Source organism: Bacillus sp. CH140a_4T, from assembly GCF_008923725.1.
Classification (GTDB): Bacteria; Bacillota; Bacilli; order Bacillales; family Bacillaceae_G; genus Bacillus_A.
In genome coordinates, this window is record NZ_WBPF01000013.1 from 365,393 (window position 1) to 384,053 (window position 18,661).

Annotated in this window: 23 protein-coding genes; 6 read left to right on the forward strand and 17 right to left on the reverse strand. The window is 36.3% G+C overall.

Annotated elements, in window-relative coordinates:
• The first annotated feature begins 94 nt into the window (after positions 1-94).
• Positions 95-961: a DUF1002 domain-containing protein gene (locus tag F8162_RS10515; protein ID WP_151632926.1), complete on the forward strand. Its 867-nt coding sequence runs from the start codon at positions 95-97 to the stop codon at positions 959-961.
• Positions 962-991: 30 nt separating this feature from the next.
• Here the strand turns inward: F8162_RS10515 and F8162_RS10520 are convergent, their stop codons facing one another.
• The 14 genes from F8162_RS10520 to dacF all read right to left on the reverse strand — a co-directional run bounded on the left by F8162_RS10520 (position 992) and on the right by dacF (position 11,611).
• Positions 992-1,795: a Cof-type HAD-IIB family hydrolase gene (locus tag F8162_RS10520; protein ID WP_151632928.1), complete on the reverse strand. Its 804-nt coding sequence runs from the start codon at positions 1,793-1,795 to the stop codon at positions 992-994.
• 96 nt (positions 1,796-1,891) lie between these two features.
• On the reverse strand, positions 1,892-3,364 hold the full coding sequence (gene spoVAF, locus F8162_RS10525; protein ID WP_151632930.1) for a spore germination protein SpoVAF: 1,473 nt from the start codon (positions 3,362-3,364) through the stop codon (positions 1,892-1,894).
• Positions 3,351-3,920, reverse strand: coding sequence for a stage V sporulation protein AE (locus F8162_RS10530; RefSeq protein WP_001254416.1), 570 nt, complete (start codon positions 3,918-3,920; stop codon positions 3,351-3,353). Before F8162_RS10530 ends, spoVAF begins: the two co-directional genes overlap by 14 nt.
• Before the next feature lie 5 nt (positions 3,921-3,925).
• Positions 3,926-4,276 (reverse strand): stage V sporulation protein AE, encoded by a 351-nt coding sequence (gene spoVAE / locus F8162_RS10535; RefSeq protein WP_151632932.1) that lies wholly within the window; start codon positions 4,274-4,276, stop codon positions 3,926-3,928.
• A 3-nt stretch (positions 4,277-4,279) separates the two neighbouring features.
• The gene (gene spoVAD, locus F8162_RS10540; RefSeq protein WP_151632934.1) at positions 4,280-5,296 is read right to left on the reverse strand and encodes a stage V sporulation protein AD; all 1,017 of its coding nucleotides are present in this window, start codon (positions 5,294-5,296) and stop codon (positions 4,280-4,282) included.
• A gap of 13 nt (positions 5,297-5,309) precedes the next feature.
• A complete protein-coding gene (gene spoVAC, locus F8162_RS10545) occupies positions 5,310-5,768 on the reverse strand; it encodes a stage V sporulation protein AC (protein WP_151632936.1) in 459 nt (152 codons plus the stop codon).
• A 14-nt stretch (positions 5,769-5,782) separates the two neighbouring features.
• Positions 5,783-6,199, reverse strand: a complete 417-nt coding sequence (gene spoVAB / locus F8162_RS10550; protein ID WP_151633855.1) for a stage V sporulation protein SpoVAB — start codon at positions 6,197-6,199, stop codon at positions 5,783-5,785.
• On the reverse strand, positions 6,192-6,812 hold the full coding sequence (gene spoVAA, locus F8162_RS10555; RefSeq protein ID WP_151632939.1) for a stage V sporulation protein SpoVAA: 621 nt from the start codon (positions 6,810-6,812) through the stop codon (positions 6,192-6,194). Before spoVAA ends, spoVAB begins: the two co-directional genes overlap by 8 nt.
• A 116-nt stretch (positions 6,813-6,928) precedes the next feature.
• Positions 6,929-7,027 (reverse strand): methionine/alanine import family NSS transporter small subunit, encoded by a 99-nt coding sequence (locus F8162_RS10560; protein ID WP_151632941.1) that lies wholly within the window; start codon positions 7,025-7,027, stop codon positions 6,929-6,931.
• Entirely contained in the window at positions 7,027-8,553 is a 1,527-nt protein-coding gene (locus F8162_RS10565) for a sodium-dependent transporter (RefSeq protein ID WP_151632943.1), read from the reverse strand. Before F8162_RS10565 ends, F8162_RS10560 begins: the two co-directional genes overlap by 1 nt.
• A gap of 134 nt (positions 8,554-8,687) precedes the next feature.
• Positions 8,688-9,446 carry an RNA polymerase sporulation sigma factor SigF gene (sigF, locus tag F8162_RS10570; protein WP_000350733.1) on the reverse strand — a complete coding sequence of 253 codons (759 nt, stop codon included), beginning with the start codon at positions 9,444-9,446 and terminating at the stop codon, positions 8,688-8,690.
• 12 nt (positions 9,447-9,458) lie between these two features.
• The gene (spoIIAB, locus tag F8162_RS10575; protein ID WP_001243399.1) at positions 9,459-9,899 is read right to left on the reverse strand and encodes an anti-sigma F factor; all 441 of its coding nucleotides are present in this window, start codon (positions 9,897-9,899) and stop codon (positions 9,459-9,461) included.
• Positions 9,900-10,250 (reverse strand): anti-sigma F factor antagonist, encoded by a 351-nt coding sequence (gene spoIIAA, locus F8162_RS10580; protein ID WP_151632945.1) that lies wholly within the window; start codon positions 10,248-10,250, stop codon positions 9,900-9,902. It abuts the gene before it with no gap.
• A 170-nt stretch (positions 10,251-10,420) separates the two neighbouring features.
• Positions 10,421-11,611, reverse strand: coding sequence for a serine-type D-Ala-D-Ala carboxypeptidase DacF (dacF, locus tag F8162_RS10585; RefSeq protein WP_000831997.1), 1,191 nt, complete (start codon positions 11,609-11,611; stop codon positions 10,421-10,423).
• Positions 11,612-11,777: 166 nt separating this feature from the next.
• Here dacF and F8162_RS10595 point away from each other — a divergent pair, with 166 nt between their 5' ends.
• From F8162_RS10595 to F8162_RS10605, 3 genes are read left to right on the forward strand one after another with little or no spacing between them, the layout of a single operon-like run.
• A complete protein-coding gene (locus F8162_RS10595; protein ID WP_151632947.1) occupies positions 11,778-12,197 on the forward strand; it encodes a GntR family transcriptional regulator in 420 nt (139 codons plus the stop codon).
• Positions 12,163-13,044: an ABC transporter ATP-binding protein gene (locus F8162_RS10600; RefSeq protein WP_151632949.1), complete on the forward strand. Its 882-nt coding sequence runs from the start codon at positions 12,163-12,165 to the stop codon at positions 13,042-13,044. The genes F8162_RS10595 and F8162_RS10600 overlap by 35 nt, the downstream gene beginning before the upstream one ends.
• Entirely contained in the window at positions 13,034-14,122 is a 1,089-nt protein-coding gene (locus F8162_RS10605; protein ID WP_151632951.1) for an ABC-2 transporter permease, read from the forward strand. The genes F8162_RS10600 and F8162_RS10605 overlap by 11 nt, the downstream gene beginning before the upstream one ends.
• Before the next feature lie 217 nt (positions 14,123-14,339).
• On the opposite strand, the gene F8162_RS10610 is transcribed toward F8162_RS10605, so the two are convergent.
• Positions 14,340-14,885: a hypothetical protein gene (locus F8162_RS10610; protein ID WP_151632953.1), complete on the reverse strand. Its 546-nt coding sequence runs from the start codon at positions 14,883-14,885 to the stop codon at positions 14,340-14,342.
• Between the two features lie 102 nt (positions 14,886-14,987).
• Entirely contained in the window at positions 14,988-15,407 is a 420-nt protein-coding gene (locus F8162_RS10615) for a MarR family winged helix-turn-helix transcriptional regulator (protein WP_001003313.1), read from the reverse strand.
• Positions 15,408-15,567: 160 nt separating this feature from the next.
• Between F8162_RS10615 and F8162_RS10620 the strand changes: the two genes are divergently transcribed.
• Entirely contained in the window at positions 15,568-16,239 is a 672-nt protein-coding gene (locus F8162_RS10620) for an SIMPL domain-containing protein (protein ID WP_001161444.1), read from the forward strand.
• Between the two features lie 134 nt (positions 16,240-16,373).
• Positions 16,374-17,663: an NCS2 family permease gene (locus F8162_RS10625; protein ID WP_151632955.1), complete on the forward strand. Its 1,290-nt coding sequence runs from the start codon at positions 16,374-16,376 to the stop codon at positions 17,661-17,663.
• Between the two features lie 33 nt (positions 17,664-17,696).
• Here F8162_RS10625 and corA read toward each other — a convergent pair whose 3' ends face one another.
• A complete protein-coding gene (gene corA, locus F8162_RS10630) occupies positions 17,697-18,659 on the reverse strand; it encodes a magnesium/cobalt transporter CorA (protein ID WP_151632957.1) in 963 nt (320 codons plus the stop codon).
• Positions 18,660-18,661 lie beyond the last annotated feature (2 nt).

Below are 18,661 nucleotides of genomic sequence, written 5' to 3' on the forward strand. Positions count from 1 at the left end.
GAAATGTGGAAAAAGCTAGGTGACAAATAAGAAATATATACTATAATAACTGTGTTGCCCGAAAATTTTAGAAAGAGAAAGGGAGCGATTTTTCGTGAAAACGAAATTACTAGCTCTGCTATTAGCTGTAACGGTATTTATAATGCCAACAGCTTCGTTTGCAGACATCATCGAAGGAGAATCAATTGTTACACTAGGAGAAAACTTGTCTGAACAACAAAAACAAGATCTGTTACAAGAAATGAAAGCACCGAAAGATGCTACAATCATTACTGTGTCTAATGCGGAAGAACATAAATTTCTAGAAGGGATTGTTCCAAAAGCCCAAATTGGTACGAGAGCAATTTCCTCTTCTATGATTACATACACAAAGCCAGGGTCTGGTCTCATTGTACGTTCAAAAAACATTAATTCGATAACAGATGCAATGTACACAAACGCACTTATTACAGCAGGTGTGAAAGATGCAGAAATTCAAATTACTGCACCATTTAAAGTCTCAGGAACCGCTGCTTTAACCGGTTTAATGAAAGCCTATGAAACAACATCGAACAAAGCAATTCCTGAAGAAGTAAAAAAAGTAGCCAACGAAGAAATGGTGCAAACAGCCCAGCTCGGCGATAAAATTGGTGAAGAAAAAGCAGTTCAACTTGTTGCAAAAATTAAAGAAGAGATTGCCAAAGAACAGCCAAAAACGACTGAAGATTTACGTTCATTAATTCAAAAAATTGCGGATCAACTTGGTATTACATTAACGGATGAACAGTTAGATAACTTAGTTGCGCTATTTGATAAAATGAAAAATCTTAATATCGATTGGAATCAAGTTGGCAGTCAGTTAAATAAAGCAAAAGAACACGTTTCTGCCTTTTTAGGATCTGAAGAAGGGCAAGGTTTCCTAGATAAAGTTAAAGATTTTTTCTCAAGTATCATTGATTTTGTTAAATCGTTATTCAAGTAAAAAGAAGCTCGTCACTGACGAGCTTCTTTTTTATACAAGTAACGGCAATTTCATAACAGCTTCTTCAACCGAACGAACAATATGATTTGCCTTCTCCTTCACATATGGATGAGCATGATGAAGAGTAAATGAATGCGGGGTTACTTCAAACATAGAAATATCATTGAAAGAATCTCCAATGCATGCAACTTCATTTGCTTCAATTCGCAAATGTTCCATTAGTCGCCTTAAAGCACTCCCTTTACTTACTCCCCTTGGCATAATATCAACATAGCGTTTACCAGACATAAAAACTTCCGCTTCGCTCTGAAATGTATCTCGTAACTCTTCATCTAATGCTGCAATTGTCTCTTCTTCCCCAAAAACAAACAATTTCGCAGGATGTACAGTCTTACCAAATTCCTCTTCTAATGCTTCTATCTCAGCAATATGCACGCCCATATACGTCTCAAAAGTATGATGATGTTCATTCTTTCTTTTTGTATACCGTTGCTCATTTGCACAAACAATATCTGCTAGTCCCTTTTTATGGATATATCGATATATTTCCTGGGCAATCCCATCTTCAAAACTTGATTCATGAAATATTTTTCCATCCGGCAGTAACATCGTCGCTCCATTTAAACTAGTTGTGTAATACGGGAATGAAAACCTATTTACGACTTCATCGATTCGATGAGTAAAGCGGCCAGAGGCAAAACAAATATTTGTCCCTTTTTCAGCTAACCAACAAAGTGCACGTTCATCTTCTTTTTGCATATGATTCACATTGTAAACGAGCGTATCATCTAAATCACTTACAAATAATTTAATCATGTCCTCTTCCCCTTCCATACACAATATCTACTCTAAGTGTACACAATAAATGTTTGATTTTTGTTAAAAAACAATAAATTTTTGCTAAAAAAATAAACGGGTGTATAATCCCGTTTATTTTTGTCTTTTTACATTTTGAGGTTTTACAATACTTGGGCGTACTTTTAAACTAGACATCGTTGGACGGAGTAGAATTTTTGTTAATGCGCCCCAATCAAATGGTAAAAACGGCCATAAATAAGGTGTTTGTAAACTTTTTATAGACGTTAAAAATAAAATCAATATCGTCATACCAATTACAAATCCCATTTCATGAAATATACCTGTCAAAATAATGACAAATAGCTTTCCGATTTTATTCCCAAGCCCTAGTTCATAACTCGGTGTTGCATATGCTCCAATCATAGAAACTGCTACATATAAAATTACTTCTGGTACAAACAAACCTACATCAATAGCAATTTGACCAATTAATATGGCAGAAATTAATCCTGCTGCAGACGACAATGATGTCGGTGTATGAATGGCAGCCATCCTTAAAAATTCTAGTCCGATTTCGGCCATCAAAATTTGTAATAAAATTGGTAAATGCGTCATCTTGTTCGGTCCAATGAAAGCGAGACTTTCCGGTAAAAGAGTTGGATCAAAAACAAACACCAACCAAAATGGCAGTAAGAACAGCGAAAATATAACACCTAAAAAACGTACCCAACGTAAAAATGTACCTACAGCTGGATTTTGTCTAAACTCTTCTGCATGCTGTAAATGGTGGAAATATGTTGTTGGAGTAATCATAGCACTCGGTGATGTGTCAACAAGTACTAACACATGTCCTTCTAGTAGATGATTTGCTGCTACATCTGGTCTTTCTGTGTATCGAATAAGTGGGAAGGGATTATAACCTTGTTTAACTACAAATTCCTCTACCGTTTTATCCGCCATCGTAATTCCATCTATTTCAATGTTACTTAATTCTTGTTTTATTATCTTCACTAAATCTGGATTTGCAACATCTTGTACATATGTAATACAAATATCCGTTTGCGATCTATCTCCTACTCGAATCATTTCATTTCGAAGACGTGGATCTCGAATTCTCCTACGAATTAACGCTGTATTTACAACGATATTTTCAACAAATCCATCCCTCGCACCGCGTACTACTTTTTCAGTATCAGGTTCTGTTGGTGTTCGTCCTGGATAGCTACGAACATCTATTGCGAACGCTTCCGTTTCACCTTCCACAAATATAACGATGAGTCCTGATAATACTTGGAGCATTACCTCATCCATCGTTTTCACTTTACTTACTTGTTGATGGATTAAACGATTCTCTAAAAGCTTCACTGTATCTTCTTCTACATCCCTTATTTCATTTGTATCCACCGCTTCTTCTAAAATAGGGATAATATAATTTGTATCACAAAGTCCGTTTACAAATAACACACCAATTTCTTTATTTAAAATTTGAAATTTACGAATACCAACATCGTATGTAACACCCAGTCCAGCTGTTTGCTTTAAGTAATTTTCATTATCACTTATGAAAGATGAAATAGGGATTTCCACTTTTTTAGGCTTCGTCATAAAAACCACTCCTTTCCAAAATTAATTGAATCGCTTTTCTAGTAATAGGTGATCCCCTCTCCCATTCATCGTTCCCACACATCTTACCAATATCACCAACTCCCACAATGACAGGAACATTCAGATCATCTAAACAATAAATTGTATCTCCGCTAATTCTGCCAATTTCACCATCTGGAAGTCCAAATTTATCAACACCGTATTCGGTTAAATTCCCATTCCGATCTACACTTACATCTACACGTGCCCATTCCCAATGATGTGTATTAGACGCTACTGCCAAAATCCCCAGTACATCAATTTGTTTATGTGTGGCTACATATTTCAAAGCCTTTTCACCAGATCCTTCTCCAATAAATCCGCTGTCATCAAACATGACAAATACAGGGTCATATGGCGTTTGCATAATAAGCTCAACAACTTTCTTCCCTGTCAATTTGGTTGGATTACTTTGTGATGCCGAAATACACCTTCCCCCAAATTCCTTCGTTAAAAGCTCAATTGTTCGCTTTGCATATTCATCTCCATCTGTGACCAAAACAACCCTTCGTCTCATTTGATTTATCCTTTCGGTTTACATATAAGTGCTACAAAAAATGAAAATAATATCGCTGCGGAAATGCCTGCAGACGTTAAACTAAACATACCCATACCAATCCCTATATATCCGTGTTTTTCTGCCGCATGCATTGCCCCGTGTAATAAGGAATGTCCAAAACTTGTAATAGGAACTGTCGCCCCGGCACCAGCAAACTTTATAAGCTTATCGTACAATCCGAATCCATCTAAAATTGCACCTATAACTACAAAGGTAGCCATTAAATGGGCTGGTGTTAACTTTGCGAAATCTAATAATATTTGTCCAATTACACAAATAGCGCCTCCTACAAGAAATGCATATATAAAATCCACAATTCACTCTCCCTTCACTCTCTCAAATACGACACCATGCGCAATGGTTGGAATTGTTTCTTTCTGCTGCATCATCATCGGACTTAATAACGCGCCAGTAGCAACGACAAAAATTCGTTGTAAGTTCCCTTTTTGCATCTCTCTTAATAAATGGCCATATGTGACAACAGCTGAACATGCGCAACCACTCCCACCAGCAAATACTTCTTCTTGACCGGAATCATAAATCATTAATCCACAATCATTATATATATGCCCAATATCATATCCTTCTTCCAGTAACAGTTGTTTCGTGATTGGTGTCCCAATAGCTGATAAATCACCGGTAACAATCAAATCATAATCAGCGGCACTTCTCTTCAAATCTTCAAAATGTTGCTGAATTGTATGAGCAGCAGCAGGTGCCATGGCCGATCCCATATCTAAAGGATTCGCAATTCCTAAATCTTGCACTTTTCCAATCGTAGCTGCCGTAATTTTAATGGCACTTTTTTCTTTACTAATTAATATGGATCCCGCACCTGTAACAGTGGAATTTGCTGTTCCTGGCTTTTGTCCCCCATACTCGGTTGGATAACGAAACTGTCTTTCCGCCGTTGCATTATGACTACTTACCGTCGCTAAAACACGATTTGCGAACCCACCATCTATAAAGGCGGATCCGACCGCTAAAGTCTCCATCGAGGTCGCACAAGCGCTAAACATCCCTAAAAAGGGAATCCCCCACTTACGCGCAACATAATTTGCTGTCACTGTTTGATTTAATAAATCACCCGCCAAAAAGAAATCAATTTGTGATGTTTCTATATTTCCTTTTTGCACGACTTGCTGAATTGAATCTGACATTAATCTTCGTTCAGCAAGTTCCCAATTTTCCTCTCCGCAATGTAAATCATCGTATGAAATATCAAAATCCTTTCCGAGAGGGCCTTCAGCTTCTTTTGGACCGACAGCAGTACCGGTTGCATTCACATAAATATCATTTTGAAATACCCACGTTTGTTTTCCAGTCAACCTCATACTAGCCCCTCCTTTAAGACATAAAAATGTTAAAAGTATACCTTATTAACCCAATAACGTATGCACCAACGACCCCAAAAACGATAACACTTCCCGCCAGCTTAAACATATTTGTAGCAACACCAAGCACAATTCCTTCACTCTTATGTTCTAACGCAGCGCTCGCCATAGAATTCGCAAATCCAGTAACAGGTACGGCCGATCCTGCTCCAGCAAATTGACCGATTTTATCATATACACCACAACCTGTTAAAATCGCTGACAATAATACAAGAGTGGCAACTGTCGGATTTCCTGCCTCTTGTTCACTAAAATGAAAATAATGTATATAAAATTTCATCAATACTTCTCCAACAGTACAAATGAGCCCACCTACAAAAAATGCCTTAACACAATTTATGAAATAGTTTGGTTTTGGATGGTACTCCTTCACTTTATTTGCGTAATCATCCTTTAGTTTTCGCCCTGTCATTTATATATTGCCTCCTACTTTACGAAATAAATCCAGTGAAACAACGAGCCTATTACCTTCCCAAGTACAAGAGCAACGAGTAAAACAACAATTTTCCCCTCTACCCCTACTCGTTTCGCTAAAATAGGTAACACATTTAACACTTCTGTTAATGCGGCTGCGAGCATTCCAATGAATGTGCCACAAAATATTCCTAATATAACAAGCCAATATTGCGACGTTTGAAATGTAATGTTTTTCAAACTACACCAAGCTCCTGTTAACGTACCTACAATAACTGCCCACTCAAAATATTGAATGTGCTTTCCACTTCTCGTTAATTGAGCTAGACGGGGGATTATACCCAGTACAGCTAAAAATGCGACATATCCGCTACCTACTGCAATTCCTCCCGCTAAACCAATTAAAATAACAAGCCCAGACTCAATCATCGGCAAGTTGTTTCATATTGTCCTTGTTTTCATGAACGATTACATATTGGTCAAGTGACTGCTGGTATTGGAACATCTCCACTTCTAACGGACTCGGTTCTTCATTAATTCGCTTTTGAAATACATGGTTAAAAAATAAAACCATACCTAACCCAAGACCTACCGAATAAGGAATTTGAAATAGAAGTGGTTGTGCCTTAAATTCTCCCGTAATCATGTAATATAATCGCTGGTGCACTTGTTGCATGCTTACATCTTCATGGAAATAAATAATCGCAAGAGCCGCTCCAATAAAAAGTAACAACCATACAAGTCCGAAGAAAATCGGATGTACTTTCTTTTTTTCATATATAATTTCAACAAGAGTTTGTCCAGAACCGAGTAAATTAATTTGTATATGAGCCGCTTTTTGTTGAATAATCTCAATAATTTTCATAACATCAATTACAACATGTGTCTTATCATGCGCTGTTATTTTGTAAACTACCTCATCCTGTAACGACTCAACTACCACAGCATCTCCGGCAAGTTGAGCGACATCACTCAGTTTCACTTCATACGTAGGAGAAACTTTTAATCGATTACGCATTTTAATATAAATTGTTTGTTCCAATTTCCATTCACCTCTTCACTCTTCCTCGTAGTTGTAGTATGGTTATTGAATTTTTTTCTAATACAATTTTTTCATAAAAAAACATCTGTACCGTTTCGGTACAGATGTTTTTTAGTTTATGCCTTTTTCTTAAATAAATTTGCAATACTTAATACGAGTCCTCCCCAAATGACTACCATACCAATAACCATCATCATAATCGCTGATCCGCTCATTATGAAACACCCCGATCTTTCCATTCTTTTTCAAGCTTAGCAGAATCTGAATGTATTTGTGCATTCCATTTCTTTAGACTAATGATTAGTGCAACGATAAGGAACGCTGCTGCAATTGACCAACCATATGTTACGACAAACTCCGTTGGATAATCTCCGTAGTTCTTTTTAATATTTTGGATTATACCATCAATTAACATGTATCCTAACATAAGCGGGGTAATAACGAGTAAACTCACTCTCCAAAACGTCCCTAACTTAATATCAGATACGAAGTTTGCGTGATTTTGATACACTGGTAAACGGCGTAGAATAAGCCCTATCGTAACTACTTCCACTAATGCAATTGAAATTAATCCGAAGTTATTAGCGAAATAATCAACAACATCTAGGAACATAAGCCCGCCACGTGTTGCAAAAACAAGAGAAACTAGTACGAGAAGTGTCCCCATAATTCCAATTGTTTTTTGGCGGCTTAAGCTGAACTTTTCAGATACGGCAGCAAAACATACTTCCGCAAGCGAAATGAGGGATGTAATTCCAGCAACCGTTAATGATAAGAAAAATAATACGCCGAATAACGATGACATCGGTAATTCATTAATAATTTGCGGGAATACTACGAACGCAAGCCCTACACCAGCACTTGCTACTTTATCAACCGGTACTCCCATATTGTTTGCCATAAACCCAAGAGCTGCAAAGACCCCAATCCCTGCTAATAATTCAAATCCTGAGTTTGCAAAGCCAGTAATAAAGGCATTATTTGTTGTATCTGAGTTTTTCGGTAAATAACTAGAATACGTAATCATAATTCCAAATGCTAAAGATAAGCTAAAGAAAATTTGACCGTAAGCAGCAAGCCATACCTTTCCATCAAAAATACGACTCCAATCCGGTTTAAAGAATGCATCTAATCCTTGCATCGCACCTTCCATCGTCACTGCACGAACTACGATAATAAGGAACATAACAACTAGTAAAGGAATGAAAATACGGTTAACCACTTCGATTCCTTTTTTAACTCCTTTAAATGCTACACCAAGCACAATAATCCAAACGAGAGCTAATGGAATTAACACTTCCGGTACGAGCCCTCCAAACTGTCCAGGCTTATCTGCAACATGCAAATACTCTTTAAATAAAAATGATTGCGTATCTTTCCCCCATGCTCCAGTAATTGCAAAGTACGTATACGAGATAGACCAAGCAATAATTACTGCATAATATGTTGAAACGATAAACGTTACACACATTTGCCACCATCCGATAAATTCAGCACGCGGACTAATACGGAAGAACGTAAGTGGCGCGGACCCACGGTGACGATGCCCAAGAGCAAATTCAAATGCCAATAATGAAATACCAGTCGTTAATAATGCAAATAAGTACGGTAAAAAGAATGCGCCTCCCCCATTTTCATACGCTGTATAAGGAAAACGCCATATGTTTCCTAATCCAACGGCAGAGCCGACCGCTGCGAAAATAAATCCAGCACGCGTTCCCCATTGTTGCCTCGTTTCCATATTTCTTTCCCCCTTTGTGACAAGTTCATACTTGGATTATATTTTAAATTTACTAAATTATCAATAAATTCTGTTAACTTTTGTGAAAATTATAATTTTTCCATTTTCAATAACAAAAAAAATCGAATAGATAGCTATTCATCTATTCGATCTTTCATCTGTTTTAATATTTTCTTTTCAAGTCTTGAAACTTGTACTTGCGAAATGCCTATTCGTTCCGCTACTTCTGATTGGGTTTGATCTTTATAGTAGCGTAAATACACAATTAAACGTTCTCGATCATCTAATTCTCTAATTGCTTCTTTTAAAGCAATTTTATCAAACCATTTCGTTTCAGATTGATCGGCAATTTGATCTAAAATAGTGATTGGATCCCCATCGTTTTCATACACCGTTTCATGTATGGATGAAGGAGCACGACTCGCTTCTTGCGCAAGAACGACTTCTTCCGGCGTTAGTTCTAACGCTTCGGCTACTTCATTAATCGTTGGGGCTCTTCCAAATTCTTTCGAAAGCTCGTCTCTCATCTTTCGTATTTTATTTCCTGTTTCTTTTAAAGATCTACTTACTTTCACTGATCCATCATCACGTAAAAATCGCTGTATTTCGCCAATAATCATTGGAACTGCATATGTTGAAAATTTCACGTCGAAAGATAAATCAAATTTATCTACCGATTTTAAGAGCCCAATACATCCAATTTGAAATAAATCGTCTGGTTCGTATCCTCTATTAAGAAAACGCTGTACAACCGACCATACGAGACGCATATTACTTTGAACGATTGTATCTCTTGCTTGTTGATCTCCATCTTGACTTTGTTGAATTAACGCTTTTAGCTCGTGGTCCTTTAACTGAGGTTTCTTCTTCTCATTTTTGACCTCTATGTCCATAGGCTATTCTCCTTAATTGCATAGAGCGTTACTATTTGATAAGTATTTTGTCAAATGGATTGTTGTCCCGAAAGATTCGTTTGAAATAACTTCTACTTCATCCATAAAATTTTCCATGATAGTAAATCCCATTCCGGAACGCTCTAATTCAGGTTTAGTTGTAAAAAGGGGTTGTCTTGCTTCATCTAAATCAAAGATGCCAATCCCTTCATCTCGAATCGTGAGTTTCACCATTGCTTCTTCCAAAATTACAGAAATATAAACAACACCTTCTGCATTTCCTTCGTACCCATGAATAATTGCATTTGTAACTGCTTCTGACACAACTGTTTTAATCTCCGTAAGTTCTTCCATCGTTGGGTCTAGTTGCGCAATGAAAGCAGCTACTGTAACGCGAGCGAATGATTCATTTTGACTTAATGCTGAAAATTGAAGGTTCATTTCATTTCTCATTTATGCCCCCCCCAACGTCGCGAGCGCATGCGCTTCACTTTCTTCTAAGCGAACAATTTTAAATAAGCCCGACATTTCAAATAAACGCTTAACAGGCGGTGAAATTGCACAAACAACCATTTCTCCACCTAATCCCTTTACATGCTTATATCGGCCTAATATAACACCTAAACCAGAACTATCCATAAACGATAAGTTCTCTAGGCTCAAAACAATATGATGAACACCATGTGTCTCAATCATATCTGTTACTTTCGTTCGCAACTCTTCAGCAGTATGATGATCTAATTCACCCGCTAGTCTCACACATAGGACGTCACGTTTTACTTCTAATTGCATGGAAAGACTCACACGATTTCCTCCTTATGCTCAAACTTTACTCATTTACATACATAAAGATTTTCGTGATTCAACATAAGAATCCTTCCTACTGACAAAAGAAGAACTATTTCGTCATAAAGTGAAACCATTCAGCAATTATTTACTTTCATACGAATAGAAAAGCGGCAAAATGTTTGCCGCTATTTTGATGTTGAAAACATCCCAAAACTTCTTTTAAATAACTCCCACCAGCTCGCTGCAGCAACATCTTCTTTTGCTATAATTGTTTGTTTTAATAAAACATCTTTATCTTTTTTAATAACAAGCGTACCAAGTGCATCGCCCTTTTTAATTGGTGCTTTCACTTTCTTTTCAGCAATTACTTCTTGCTTTACTTTGTCCATATTTTCGCCCTTCTTCATAAGAAGAGACACATTGTCTGACGCAACTAAATCTACTTTTTCTTTTTTCCCTTTTCCTACTTGGACAGTTTTAATTTTTTCGCCTCGTGTATACAATTTCTTTGTCATATATTGACCAAATGCATAGTCAAGAAGCTTCGTCACTTGATTGTTCCGTTCTTTCGATGTAGGTGCACCCATAACAACTGAAATAACACGCATCCCATTCTTTTCAGCCGATGCTGTTAAACAATATTTTGCTTCTGTCGTAAAGCCTGTTTTCACACCATCTACTCCAGGGTAAAAACGTACTAACTTATTCGTATTCACGAGCCAAAACTTCTTATCCGTATCTTCACGTAAATAGTCTTCGTATTTACCTGTGTATTTGCGAATAAGTGGGTACTTCATTAATTCTCTCGCCATTATAGCCATATCATTTGCTGTGGAATAATGGTCTTTAGCCGGAAGACCTGTTGGGTTTTGGAAATGAGTGTTTTTCAGTCCTAAATCTTTCGCTTTTTTGTTCATCATATTTACAAAACCTTCTTCTGAACCAGCGATATGCTCCGCTACTGCAACAGACGCATCGTTTCCAGATGCAATGGCAATACCTTTTAGCATTTCATTTACAGTCATCTCTTCCCCAGGCTCTAAAAAGATTTGTGATCCACCCATTGAAGCTGCATGCTCACTCGCTCTCACTTTATCGGTCAGTTTTAGTTTTCCTTTTTCAACTTGTTCCATAATTAATAGCATTGTCATAATCTTCGTCATACTAGCAGGTGGTAATTTTTCATTTGGATTTTTATCAAACAAAACTTTACCTGTATCTTGTTCAATTACAATTGCTGACGACGCTTGTTCCGCTAACTTCGGCGTTGTTTCTTCTGTTTTCTCCTGCTTCGTTTTCTCAGATTGTGCGAAACTAACTGAAGTACCAGAAAGCAATAACATGAAACAAACAAGTATTCCAAAAACTCGCTTCATGACTAACCCTCCATTCTATATCAGACCTATTTTTTCCAATTTTTTATTTTTTAATACCATATTTTTCTAATATTTTCAGTTGACAAATACATTCATCACCTATATTGTATTAAGTGTATTACATGAAGTAGTACACCTAATACAAGTCAGAAAGGAGACATTGCTCTTGCATATTCAACTTGATCCAAGAAGCAACACTCCGATATGGGAACAAATTGTTCAAAATATAAAAGAACTCGTATTGAAGAACATGTTAGCTCCAAGTGACAAACTACCTTCTGTACGCGAACTCGCTTCTTTACTCGTTATAAATCCAAATACAGTGAGTAAAGCGTACCAAGAGTTAGAGCGACAAGGGATTATTGAAACATTACGAGGAAAAGGAACATTTGTATCCCAATCGATTGCCCCAACATTAGACGAAAGGAAAATCGCTATGGTTGAAAAGCAATTTCATCAATTACTATTAGAAGCCTCTTATCTTGGTGTTACGAAAGATAAAATTCATGATTGGATAGATTCATACTATAAAGAGATTGGAGGGAATGCAGATGCTGAAAGTGACAAGCTTGAAGAAAACGATTGATAATCAAACAATTTTAGATGATGTTTCTTTCACATTACAAAGAGGAAGTATCATCGGATTACTCGGAAGAAACGGTGCGGGGAAAACAACTTTATTACGAACGATGGTCGGCATTTTAGATCCTGATGCAGGGACTGTTACATATGAAGATACAAACATTCATCAGTGTCCTGAAATAAAGCAAAAAATCGTATATGTCCCTGATTCTACTAACATACTGAACGGATATACGGTAAAAGAAATTGTAAAGTTTTATAAAGAAGTTTATACCGCATTTGATGAAGCATATTTCTATGAACTGTTAGAACGTTTTAACTTACCAAACAAACGAATTCGTAGTTATTCAAAAGGTATGAAAGCACTACTTGCTATCATTTTAGCTGTTTCGACAAAAGCAGAATATATCATTTTAGATGAACCGACAAACGGACTTGATCCTATCGTTAAAAGGCAGATTTTACAGTTTCTTGTTGGAGAAGTTGCGGAAAAAGAGCTTACCATTTTCATCTCAACTCACCACTTAGATGAAGTGGAACAAATTGCAGATACAATCATTATATTAAAAGGCCATACTATCTCTTCTATTACATCACTAGACGATGCAAAATCACGATTTGCTAAAATCCAAGTTGCTTACGAACGTTCATTACCTCAAAAACTAGAAAACTTAAGCAATATTAAAATATTAAATCAAACAGGAAAAGTGTATACAATCTTAATTGAGGGAAATGTGGCTACAACACTGGAGAAGTTTTATAAAGAACAACCTATACTCATTGAAGAATTAACAATGTCACTTGAAGATATTTTTATCACTACATTTGAGGAGGATTCACATGTTTCATAAAGCTTTATGGATGAGGCAATGGAAGCAAGGAAAATATATAATTCTATTATTTTGGTTAATTAGTTTATATCAACTACCTTATAAATATTATCAAGCAGCACAAATGCAACTAAAACTATCAAAAATGAAATTTGGTGACTATACATATTACTACTCCTACTATTTTCAGACATCTGATGGTGCCGTCTTCTTTCAAGGAGCTACTCTTATTGCACTCGCTTGTCTTTTAATTGGATGGGAACGTAACAATCAATCAACTGATTTTCTATTCTCGATGCCTTTTAAACGAAAGGATATTTTTTTAACAAAATGGTGGCTTGGTGTTTTGAATATTATTACAGTACAAATTGTTTGCTGGATTAGCATGTACGCAATAAAGAACATGTCGTTTCACAATGAGTATCAAAACTTTGCTCCGTTCTATAGTTACTTTCTATATGCTACCGTTGTACTTATCGCTATTTATACATTCGCCTTATTTATCGGAACTATTACTGGACATATATTTTCTCAAAGTAGTTTAACTATCATTCTATTATTTTTACCATACGGTTTTGGATTATTAATTTCCGGGTTCATTTATTCTCACACACAATGGTCTTTAGATGCAATGGGAGAAATAGAGCACCATACTTATGAGTACTTACAACATATAGGTATCATTTCACCATTAGAATATTTTTCTATTACTTATGATTACCACCCGATAGAAACATTTGATGACTATGGCAATAAACTTTCTAGTGTACCACAGGACAAACCAATGGAGCGTATTTCTGTACCTTCTCCTTGGACACTATTAACACCATTTTCTTACATCATTATCTTTTTATCAATGGCAACCTTTCTATACACACGTACACCGAACGAACAAAGTGGAAAAATACTATTGTTTCCTAACTTGCAAAAATGGTTCATAATTTGCACTGTTCTATGCTTCGGACTACTTGGTGGTAGAATATTAGGCGGACGAGATGCACTTCTGTCTTATTATGTTGGATTTTTCCTATTCGCTACCATAAGTTACTTCATTTTTACACGTCTATTAAAATTGAAGTTTGCTTTTGCAGGGAAATAAATATGCATTAAGGTGGTGGATACATGTTCCCAAAAGCATCATAGATGTGAAACTATAAACACGGAACAATGGCATTGATAGAAGCTGACGAAAAAAGTCATACAATGACAAAAGAAAGATGTTAGAAATTATTTAACTCTTATATGAACTAAATAAAAAAGGCATTGCACAAGAGCAATGCTTTTTTATTATATATATCCCGATCTAAATAAAGGGGTTATTTCACATTCTCTCTTCTTTTCCCATACTCTTTTTCTTGCTTCGTTCCAAACCCGTCACCATTTGCGACGATTTGATCTGTTGGAGCAACTATGCTTTCAGCAATTCTCCATTCCCCCCCTTGTTGAATAAACACTTGCATAAAATAATTCATTCCATTTAACTGATACGAATTTTCTTTTTTCACTTCATATCGAGCTGCAACATAATACACTTGCACATTCTCAGCCTCAAACTTAGAAATATATTGTGATAATCTCGGGATGTACTGTGATGCTTTTTGAAGTGGTAGCTGCTTTACTTTTACAAGAGAAGACTTGGTTACATTACTGATCGTATCTTCATGCCGAATGTTATCACTATGATGAAATAAAATAGCATTCTGCATTGAACGAATCCATAGTTTTGAATATAAAACCGGTTGCTTATTTGAAATATGTTGTAATTCTTTTTGAACGACTTGAAGAGGCGTTGCGGCATCCACGAATTGATTAAAGCAGAAAAAACTTCCAATCATAATGAACAGCATAGAAATACGTTTCATAATTTTTCACTCCGATTCTTTTTAATTAAAGTATTGGAGTTTCAAAATGTTTTTATTCAAAAGAAAAAGGATAGGAAAGCTTTCGCTTCCTATCCTCATTTATTATAATACGCGGCCAAATAGCTCTAACACCATTTCTATTTCTTGGTCGCTCCAACCTTTAAATCTCTCTTTATAATATTCTTTACGCACAGCTTCAAGTTTTTCAGTTACTTCTCTTCCGTGTTCTGTAATTTCTAGGTACACGATACGACGGTCTGAATTTGAACGCTTTCTTTCTACAAACCCTTTTCGTACGAGACGATCAGTAACAGCTGTAATATGACTGGAGGTTACGTTTACTTCACTCGCAATTTGCGAAGCCATCTGTGGACTGTTTAAAAATAACGCGCGTAATACAGAAAATTCATTGTATGGCATATGTTCTGCAAAACGTGTATTAATATCATTTTGTAATAAACGTATCATCTTTCGGAATGATCCGGATAACTCTAAAATCAGTGTTTCTCTTTTTTCGTTCACTAGCCTCGTCCCTTTTTTATCATATTTACACATATTATAATCTATAAATACCTATGTTGTATATGCTTTCTTCCCTCAACATTCTCATTTATGTAACTTTTTTCATATAAATTTCTTTTTTGTTCACACATATACATATAAATAAGGATGGTGATGGAAGATGCAAGGTGGAATGAATCCTTATTTACACAACGTACGTACAGCTAATACTGGTAAAGAAGCGACTATTACTGTACAAGGTGAAGGTGTTGTCAAAGCAAAACCAAATGTTGTTATATTAACGATTGGTATTCGTACAGATCATAAAAATGTAAAGCAGGCACAAGAAGAGAATGCAGTGCAATCAAAACAATTATTGGATGCACTAAAACAACTAGGTATTGCCGACAAAAATATAGAAACCATTTCATATACGATTACGCCCCAGTACGAATATGTAAATGATAAAGCATTATTACAAGGATATCGTGTAGAACATTTGTATGAAATTACCGTTTTAAATGTACAAAAAGCAGGGGAAGTATATGATATAGCCGTTTCAAATGGAGCAAACTTAGCAAAAGGATTACGTTTTCGAATATCTCATCCAAATAAATATTATGAGCAAGCTCTCATTCAAGCTCTGCAACAAGCGGTAGAAAAAGCTCGTGCTATTGCGAGTACATACAATTTAAACATTAATCCAGTTCCACTCTCATTCGTTGAAGAATCTGCCCAATTACCACGGGAAGTGACGTCCTATGCTACTTTACATGCGCAAGCAGCTCCGCCCATTCAATCGGGAGAATTAGAAATCATTTCAACAATACGAGCGATTTTTACGTATTTATAAATAATTTCATTTATAAGTAAACGTTATCATTTTCCTTGTTGTAAAAACATGATGTTCTGATATAATAAAGGACGGTGAGCTCTTACAAAAGAGATATCACGGGTGGGAGAGGGATATGAAAAAGAAGGTTTAACATGAAAGGAATACTTGAAAGAACATTTAAATTAGGTTTACACGAAACATCACCAAAACAAGAAGTTTTAGCTGGAGTTACGTCATTTTTCACAATCGTATATATTATGATTGTAAATGCATCCATTTTATCCGATGCTGGCATTCCTCTTGAAGCTGGAATTTTAGCAACTGTTTTCAGTTCATTTGTCGGATGTCTGCTCATGGCATTTTGGGCAAATGCACCTGCTATTCTTGTCCCTGGTATGGGTGTAAATGCATTCTTCACGTACACTGCTGTGCATACGCTCGGATTAACTTGGCAGGAAGCATTAGCAGCTGTCTTCATCTCTGGTATTATTTTTGCAATTGCTGCGTTTACACCAATCGCTCGCGTGCTTTCAGTATCGATTCCAAAGTCATTAAAGGAAGCTATTACTGTCGGCATCGGATTATTTTTAGCATTTATCGGATTGCAAAAAGGTGGTTTAGTCGTTTCGAATCCAAATACTGCTGTTGCAATGGGTAAATTAAGTAGCCCTGTCGTTCTTGCGACACTACTTACTCTTATCGTTGCACTTGTACTATTTATTCGTAACGTACGTGGAAGCTTTTTATGGACGATTGCAATAGGAACTGGTATTGCATGGCTATTTGGTCTTGTTGATACAAGTCAAATCGGTAATAGTTCATTCTCATTCGCTAATTACGGCGATGTGTTTGGAGCTATGTCATTTGGCAAACTTTCTTCCTTACCGTTTTGGATTGCAACATTCTCCTTAAGCATGGTGCTTATTTTTGAGAACATGGGACTTCTGCACGGTTTATTAGAAGATGACCGTAAATTCCCACGTGCTTACCAAGCCAATGCAATTTCAGCAATGACATGTGGTCTATTTGGCACAAGCCCTACCGTATCAACAGTAGAGAGTGCCGCAGGTATTACTGCAGGCGGAAAGACAGGTCTGACGTCTATCATTACAGGGTTGTTATTCTTTGCATCACTATTTGCACTTCCGTTTGTCAAACTAATTCCTGATAGTGCCATTGCACCAATCTTAATTATTATTGGCGGCCTGATGATTACAAGCATTCAGCAAATTCCTCTGAACGATTTTTCAGAAGGATTTCCAGCGTTCTTAATTATCGTCATGATTCCGCTCACATATAGTATCGCTGATGGCATTGCGTTCGGATTTATTGCTTATCCTATCTTAAAAGTTGCTCTTGGAAAGCGTAAAGAAGTCGCACCGTCTATGTATATCGTTACATGCTTATTCTTAGCCATGTTTGTATTACATGCTATTGGTTAAGTAAAAACACCGAGGAAAATTCCTCGGTGTTTTTTACTTAAACCATCCTTTTTTATAAAACCAAGCCATCATGCCACCGCCAATTAGTGCCATTAGAAGTAGACAAACAAAATAACTATATTGTCCACCAAGCTCCGGCATATGCGTAAAGTTCATTCCGTATACTCCCGCAATAAATGTTAATGGCATGAAAATAGTCGAGAATACAGTTAATGTTTTCATAATGTTATTCATATGATGTGAGTTTAATGAAAAATAGCTATCTCGAATATCTGCCGTTAACTCCCGGCTTGCCTCAATCATTTCTGTCAGTTTCAGTAAATGATCATGTATATCTTTAAAATAAATTTCATGATCACTTATACCGTAAAAACGAGTCGAATTTAAAATACGATACAATAAATCACGCATCGGAATGATTGTACGCCTTAGTTTCGATAAATCTGCACGTATATCAAATACTTCTTCTAGCACACTTCCTGCTGTCTCACCCGTTAAATTATCATCAATGGCATTTAAATGATCCTCAATGTAATATACAGGCGCAAAATAGTCGTCCACAATTTGGTCGATAATGGTATGCGCTACGTGCAGGGGACTATTTTTAATACGCTTCTTTTCTCCAAGTGTTTTCCATACTCTTTCGATTGCATTGTTATGAGAAAAGTGGAAAGAAACAATAAAACGATCACTAATAAATAAATCGATTTCGTGCGGTTCTAATCCATCCTCACCAAATGCATGAAGAACTAAAAAGTTATATCCATCATAAAAATCAACTTTTGGTCTCTGTACATATTCTATACAATCTTCAATTGCAAGGGGATGGAACTTAAAATGATCTTGCAAAATGTATGTATACTCTTCTTTCGTTGGCTTATATAAATCTAGCCAATACCATGCAATATGGTCTTTCGTTGTTTCTTCTAGCGAAACATCATATAATACTTCATCTGTTTTTGTTATTGCACAAATTCTAATCATAATTTCACCCATTA